The sequence below is a fragment of the bacterium endosymbiont of Bathymodiolus sp. 5 South genome (genome assembly GCF_900128535.1).
GTDB lineage: Bacteria > Pseudomonadota > Gammaproteobacteria > PS1 > Pseudothioglobaceae > Thiodubiliella.
In genome coordinates this window covers 25,106-31,707 of the sequence record NZ_FQTR01000009.1, presented here as the reverse complement: position 1 = coordinate 31,707, position 6,602 = coordinate 25,106, and the positions used below count along the sequence as shown (strand labels likewise).

At 39.4% G+C, this 6,602-nt stretch carries 7 protein-coding genes and 3 tRNA genes; 1 reads left to right on the top strand and 9 read right to left on the bottom strand.

The genetic code is table 11. The features are described 5' to 3' along the window. From BBROOKSOX_RS02070 to BBROOKSOX_RS02050, 5 genes are all read right to left on the bottom strand, one after another. Positions 1–124 (bottom strand): GTP-binding protein (locus BBROOKSOX_RS02070; protein WP_237731611.1); only part of this gene is annotated, 124 nt, incomplete at its 3' end. Between the two features lie 33 nt (positions 125–157). Then, positions 158–233 (bottom strand) — tRNA-Thr (locus BBROOKSOX_RS02065). A 16-nt stretch (positions 234–249) separates the two neighbouring features. Beyond that, positions 250–323, bottom strand: a tRNA-Gly gene (locus BBROOKSOX_RS02060). Between the two features lie 27 nt (positions 324–350). After that, positions 351–435, bottom strand: a tRNA-Tyr gene (locus BBROOKSOX_RS02055). 100 nt (positions 436–535) lie between these two features. Then, positions 536–1,756, bottom strand: a complete 1,221-nt coding sequence (locus BBROOKSOX_RS02050) for a malic enzyme-like NAD(P)-binding protein (RefSeq protein WP_139659537.1) — start codon at positions 1,754–1,756, stop codon at positions 536–538. A 296-nt stretch (positions 1,757–2,052) separates the two neighbouring features. On the opposite strand from BBROOKSOX_RS02050, the gene BBROOKSOX_RS02045 reads away from it, so the two are divergent. After that, the gene (locus BBROOKSOX_RS02045; RefSeq protein WP_139659536.1) at positions 2,053–2,265 is read left to right on the top strand and encodes a hypothetical protein; all 213 of its coding nucleotides are present in this window, start codon (positions 2,053–2,055) and stop codon (positions 2,263–2,265) included. A gap of 26 nt (positions 2,266–2,291) precedes the next feature. On the opposite strand, the gene fabF is transcribed toward BBROOKSOX_RS02045, so the two are convergent. From fabF to parE, 4 genes are all read right to left on the bottom strand, one after another. Then, complete coding sequence (gene fabF / locus BBROOKSOX_RS02040; protein WP_139659535.1) at positions 2,292–3,530, bottom strand: beta-ketoacyl-ACP synthase II; 1,239 nt, start codon at positions 3,528–3,530, stop codon at positions 2,292–2,294. Positions 3,531–3,614: 84 nt separating this feature from the next. Next, positions 3,615–3,845, bottom strand: coding sequence for an acyl carrier protein (acpP, locus tag BBROOKSOX_RS02035; RefSeq protein WP_139659534.1), 231 nt, complete (start codon positions 3,843–3,845; stop codon positions 3,615–3,617). Between the two features lie 108 nt (positions 3,846–3,953). Next, the gene (gene queC / locus BBROOKSOX_RS02030) at positions 3,954–4,628 is read right to left on the bottom strand and encodes a 7-cyano-7-deazaguanine synthase QueC (protein WP_139659533.1); all 675 of its coding nucleotides are present in this window, start codon (positions 4,626–4,628) and stop codon (positions 3,954–3,956) included. Next, positions 4,621–6,504 carry a DNA topoisomerase IV subunit B gene (gene parE / locus BBROOKSOX_RS02025; RefSeq protein ID WP_139659532.1) on the bottom strand — a complete coding sequence of 628 codons (1,884 nt, stop codon included), beginning with the start codon at positions 6,502–6,504 and terminating at the stop codon, positions 4,621–4,623. Before parE ends, queC begins: the two co-directional genes overlap by 8 nt. Positions 6,505–6,602 lie beyond the last annotated feature (98 nt).

Here is a 6,602-nt window from a genome sequence, read left to right as displayed (position 1 = left end):
TACCATTCGCCTCAGCCATAACCTTAGTTATTGCTGCTGTTAAAGTTGTTTTACCGTGGTCAACGTGGCCGATTGTACCTACATTGACATGGGGTTTGGTTCTTTCGAATTTTTCTTTTGACATATTCTCTTCCTCTTTTATTTATTACACAAAATTTGGAGCTCACCAGCGGATTTGAACCGCCGACCTCTTCCTTACCAAGGAAGTGCTCTACCGACTGAGCTAGGTGAGCACAACCTTTTATCACCTGGAGCGGGTAACGAGAATCGAACTCGTCTCATTGGCTTGGAAGGCCAAGGTAATACCAATATACGATACCCGCAATCTTTTTTAATCCTTTTCTGCTTTTTGGTGGAGGGGGAAGGATTCGAACCTTCGAAGGCGGAGCCGACAGATTTACAGTCTGTTCCCTTTGGCCACTCGGGAACCCCTCCCCAAAAAGCAATCAGGCATTATCCCATAAGTTACTACAGATAACAAGACCTTTTTTTACAAAAATTTAGACAGACAGAGAAGTCGTTAAAAATCGCTTTATCAAAGGCGTGAAACGCCACTTGCAATTGCCGCATTGAATACTGCTTTTGGCACTACATCAATCAGTCTTTTATCAAAAGGTTTTGGAATAATATAATCCCTACCAAAGCTCATTGCATCCGTATGATAAGCTTTAAGAACTTCAGCAGGTACTTCAAGTTTTGCTAAATCTTTTAGCGCATACACAGCCGCAATTTTCATCTCAATATTAATGGTGCTAGCTTTAGCGTCTAGTGCCCCCCTAAAAATAAAGGGAAAGCCTAAAACATTGTTCACTTGATTAGGGTAATCGCTTCGCCCTGTTGCCATAATCAAATCATCACGCACTGAATTAGCATCTGCGGGTGAAATTTCAGGGTCAGGATTTGACAAGGCAAATACAATCGGATTATCCGCCATTGATTTCACCATGTCTTTAGAAACTAAATTGGCTGATGCCACGCCCACAAATACATCGCAATCTTGCATGGCATCTTCCAGGGTTTGCTTGTGAGTTGTGCTGACATAATCTAACTTTTCTTTGGTTAAATTTTCCCGCTGATTGTTAATCACGCCTTTGGAATCCACCAGTAAAATATTAGATTTTTGAAAACCTAATTCACATAATAAGTCTAATGTAGCAATGCCTGCTGCCCCTGCACCCAAACAAGTTAGCATGGCATTTTCTGGCGTTTTTCCTTGAATCTCTAAGGCGTTTAAAAGCCCAGCAGCAATAATAATTGCTGTGCCATGCTGGTCATCATGGAAAACTGGAATGTCCAGTTCTGCAATTAAGCGTTGTTCAATTTCAAAACAGCGTGGTGCAGAAATATCTTCTAAATTAATGCCGCCAAAAGTTGGTGCAATATTTTTTACCGTTTGCACAAACTCATCAACCTCTTGCGTGTCAACTTCAATATCAAACACATCAATATCAGCAAATTTTTTAAACAGAACCGCCTTACCCTCCATCACTGGTTTTGATGCCAAAGGTCCAACATTACCCAAACCTAAAACCGCAGAACCATCTGAAATGACTGCTACCAGATTATTTTTAATCGTATAGTGATCAACCAATGCCGGATTATCAGCAATTGCTCTAACGGGGGCTGCCACACCTGGCGTGTAAGCTAAGGATAAATCTTCACGAGTTTCTAGGGGCTTATGCGAAGAAACGATCAATTTTCCAGGGCGTTTTCCCTGATGATAATCGAGTGCTGCTTGGTGTAATTTTGAACTCATATTTATAAAAAATGAGACCTTTGCATAAATAGAGATGATTAGCAAAATCCAATTTTTGCCCAATGGGTGATTTCTTTAAACCTTGTCCTAGCAGAGCTAAGGCTGGGTTTAAAAAATCGCCAAGTGGGTGAAAAGTGGGTTTCTGATGATTGTTCCTATTTATGCAAAGGTCTCTTAATAATTCTTAGGCTGGAGTAGAAACATAATTAGTCAATCGGGGTGCAAAATTAAATGGAACAGAAATAATAAAAAACAGGTAAAATTATTTCTTTTTGAAAAATAATAGGTTTTTTGATATGATTAAGTTTATAGCAGCCAGTATTGTGATTTTGGCACTTATTGGTGGTGCAGTTCAGTTTAAGTCAACTGATAAAGACTATTCTTTAATAGTAAATAAAGAAGTAGCAAAGGCTAGCGTGTATAACGGTGTTGTTAAAATTTATGATTTTGTTAAAGAGTTAGCCACCGGTGTTACGAATGAAGAAGTTGTTGACGCTAAAGCTAAGTAGACTTATAGATATCTTTAGAGGCAACCTTAGATTTTAGAAAGTAAAATTGTTCCGTTTGTGCCACCAAATCCAAATGAATTGGAAATTGCGTGGTCAATCTTAATTTCTCTTGCCTCATTAGCGCAATAATCCAAATCACAATCAGGGTCTTGATTAAAAATATTGATAGTTGGTGGTGCGACTTGGTCTCTAATAGCTAAGGCGGTAAAGATTGCTTCAATACCTCCAGCAGCGCCTAACAAGTGTCCTGTCATTGATTTGGTAGAACTTATTACAACATTATACGCATGCTCACCTAGCGCTAATTTAGTCGCATCAGTTTCTGCTTGGTCGCCAGCAGGGGTTGAGGTACCGTGTGCATTGATATAATCAATTTGTTGTGCATTGATACCTGCATTACGCAGTGTGTTTTTTATACATCTAGCTGCGCCTTCGCCACCTTTTGAGGGTAGTGTCATATGATAAGCATCACCACTCATGCCGTAACCAGAGACTTCAGCGTAAATAGTTGCACCACGCGCTTTAGCGTGTTCATATTCTTCTAATACCACCACACCAGCGCCATCACCAAGGACAAAACCGTCACGGTCTTTGTCCCAAGGGCGAGAAGCAGTTGACGGGTCGTCGTTGCGAGCAGATAGGGCGCGTGCCGCTGCAAAACCGCCTAAGCCGCAATTGGTGGTTGACATTTCAGCACCACCAGCAACCATTACATCAGCATCACCATATTCAATCAAACGCGAAGCATCGCCGATATTATGTGTGCCAGTCGTACAAGCAGTAACAATGGCAAAATTTGGACCTTTAAGACCGTATTTAACGGACAGGTTGCCAGAAATCATATTAATGATAGAGGAGGGTACAAAGAAAGGAGAAATGCGCTTTGCGCCTTTTTCTCTGAAAAGGTCAGCAGTTTTCTCAATGGAGTTTAAGCCACCAATGCCTGAGCCAATGGCAACACCGATACGATCAGCGTTTTCTTCAGTAATTTCAAGTCCACTATTTTCAATCGCTTGAATACCTGCTGCCATACCATAATGAATAAAAGTATCCATTTTTTTGATCTCTTTAGGTTTTAAATAATTGGCAATATCAAAATCTTTAACTGAACCCCCAAAGGTAACGGATTGCCCTTGGGTTTCAATGTTGGTGAGAGAGTTAATACCTGATTTTCCATTAAGAATGTTATCCCATGCTGTTGATACAGTTGAGCCAACAGGAGATACAATGCCTAAACCAGTGATAACGACTCTTCTTTTACTCATAACCTTTACCTCTATTCTTAAATAAGAAAAAGGCGCTTAGTCTAAGAGAATAAGCGCCTTATTTATTATGCTGCTAAACGGAAATTACAAATTGTTATTAACATAGTCGATAGCTTGCTGAACAGTTGTAATATTCTCTGCTTCATCATCTGGAATTTCGCAATCAAATTCTTCTTCAAGAGACATGACTAATTCGACAGTATCTAAAGAATCTGCACCTAAATCATCAATAAAAGAAGCGTTATTATCAATATCACTACTTGCATCTAATTGCTCAGCTACAACTGCCTTTACTCTTTCTTCAATACTACTCATTTGTTATTTCCTGCATCGTTATAAAAACCTACATTTTATCGTAAAAAATATTTATGTAATACTATTTTTATAACTATTTTTATAACTATTAATGTAAAGGCCTTATGGTTACTTTTGATACCTAGTAGGGTCAGGCACGCCTGCTTCTTTGAAACCGAGTTTTCTATACTCGCAAGCATCGCAAAATCCACAGGCATCGCCATTATTGTCCGCTTGATAGCAGGTAGTAGTCAATGAATAGTCCACACCTAATGACAAGCCTTTTTGAATAATTTGTGCTTTGTGTAAATTGATAAGTGGTGTGTGGATAGTGAGTTTTTTCCCTTCAACACCTTGTTTAGTGGCTAAATTCGCCATAACCTCAAAAGATTTAATATATTCTTTACGACAATCTGGGTAGCCTGAATAATCCAGTGCATTGACACCAATAAAAATATCTTGGCACTCCAGTACTTCAGCCCAAGCCATGGCGTAAGATAAAAAGATGGTATTGCGTGCAGGCACATAAGTGACAGGTATTTCATCGCTGGGCTTAAATTTAGGCACTTCAATGGCGCTATCGGTCAATGCAGAGCCACCAATATCGCTTAAAGAGATACGCATGGTTCTATGTTCTGTAGCACTAAAGAGTTCGGCAAGTTGCTTGGCTGCATTAAGTTCTGATTTTTGTTTTTGACCATAATCAAAACTCAATGCATAACAATCAAACGCCTGAGATTTGGCGATGGCAAGCGTGGTAGTAGAGTCTAAGCCACCTGATAAAAGAATAACAGCTTTAGACATTCGCGAGATTGCCTTTTTCTTCCAGCCATTTTTTACGATCAGAGGCACGCTTTTTGCTAAGCAACATATCCATCATTTGAAAAACTTGTAGTGGATTGTCTAATGTTAATTGAATCAAACGACGCGTATCAGGCAACATCGTCGTTTCACGAAGTTGTGAAGGATTCATTTCACCTAGACCTTTAAAGCGTTGAACCTGTATTTTAACGCGCTTGTTTTCTTTCTCAATTTTATTGATAACACTGTCTCTTTCGCTGTTATCTAGGGCGTAATGGACTTGTTTGCCCGCATCAATTCGATAGAGTGGTGGCATAGCAACATACACATGTCCTTCTTTAATTAGCTTTGGAAAGTGTTTGACAAATAGAGTGCAAATTAATGTAGCAATATGTGCGCCGTCAGAGTCTGCATCTGCCAAAATACAGATTTTTCCATAGCGCAGTCCTGAGATGTCGTCATTGTTTGGCTCTAAACCAATTGCCACACTAATGTCATGTATTTCGTTACTGGCTAATACTTGATCTGAATCTACTTCCCAAGTGTTTAGGATTTTGCCTCGTAGTGGCAAAATTGCTTGATATTCTTTATCTCGTGCTTGTTTAGCAGAACCACCCGCAGAATCACCTTCAACCAGAAATACCTCGCTTTGAGCTAGGTCGTGACTGATGCAATCTGAGAGTTTTCCAGGTAGGGCAGGACCACTAACGATTTTTTTACGCACTACTTTCTTGCCTGTTTTTAGGCGCGACTGGGCATTCATAATGGCTAATTCAGCAATCTTCTCAGCCACACTGGTGTGTTGATTAAGCCAAAGACTAAAGGCATCTTTAATCGTATTAGCCACAAAACTGGCACACTCTCTGGAGGATAGCCGTTCTTTGGTTTGCCCTGAGAATTGTGGGTCTAAAATTTTAATAGACAAGACATAGGCGATTTTTTGCCAAACATCATCTGGTGTGAGTTTAATGTTTTTTGGTAATAAATTTCTAAATTCACAAAACTCTTTTAAGGCGTCTGTTAATCCAGAGCGTAACCCATTGACATGAGTGCCACCTTGGGAGGTAGGGATAAGATTAACATAACTCTCTCCAACAACATTGGTGTTGAATTCAGTCCATGCCAGTGAGCAGTTGAGTTGTTGTTTTTCAGATTTATAATTAACCACAAATGGCTTTTCTGGTAAGCAGTCCAAGCCATCAAGTGAAATTGATAAATAATCTTTTAAGCCATCTTTATAAGTCCATTGGTCTTTGGTTTCATCTATTTCGTTGTGGAAGGTAACTTTTAAACCTGGACATAATACGGCTTTTGAGCGTAAGTTATGCCTGAGTTTGCTGATAGAAAATGTATCGAAGTCAAAGAATTTTCCATCTGGCATAAACTTAACTTTAGTACCAGTATTACGCTTGCCAACCGTACCGATCACTTCAAGCTCAGTTTTTTTAAGACCCTCAGAAAAACTAATATAATATTCTTTGGCATCACGCTTAATCCAAATCTCTACTAAAGTTGATAGCGCATTAACCACTGAAATACCGACACCATGCAAACCACCAGAAAACTGATAAGAATCGTTTGAAAATTTACCACCAGCATGAAGTTTGGTTAAAATAACCTCAACGCCAGAGCAACCTTCTTCAGGGTGAATATCAACAGGCATACCCCGACCATCGTCTTCAACTGATAAAGAACCGTCTTTATAAAGCATCACATTGATTGTAGTTGCATGACCAGCAACGGCTTCATCAACACTGTTATCAATAACCTCTTGCGCTAAATGATTAGGTCGCTCGGTCTCAGTGTACATTCCTGGGCGTTTACGCACTGGATCTAAACCTGAGAGTACCTCAATGGATGATGAGTCATAGTTATTCATTTTTTATTTAACACCTAAGAATATTTTGCAAAGTATCATACCAAAAAAAACCCCGTAAAAACGAGGCTTTCTTTTTAATTTTTATTGACAAGTATTTT

Coding starts and splice junctions, on each gene's coding strand:
- BBROOKSOX_RS02050 (WP_139659537.1), bottom strand. CDS start 1,756: ATGAGTTCAAAATTACACCAAGCAGCACTCGATTATCATCAGGGAAAA.
- BBROOKSOX_RS02045 (WP_139659536.1), top strand. CDS start 2,053: ATGATTAAGTTTATAGCAGCCAGTATTGTGATTTTGGCACTTATTGGT.
- fabF (WP_139659535.1), bottom strand. CDS start 3,530: ATGAGTAAAAGAAGAGTCGTTATCACTGGTTTAGGCATTGTATCTCCT.
- acpP (WP_139659534.1), bottom strand. CDS start 3,845: ATGAGTAGTATTGAAGAAAGAGTAAAGGCAGTTGTAGCTGAGCAATTA.
- queC (WP_139659533.1), bottom strand. CDS start 4,628: ATGTCTAAAGCTGTTATTCTTTTATCAGGTGGCTTAGACTCTACTACC.
- parE (WP_139659532.1), bottom strand. CDS start 6,504: ATGAATAACTATGACTCATCATCCATTGAGGTACTCTCAGGTTTAGAT.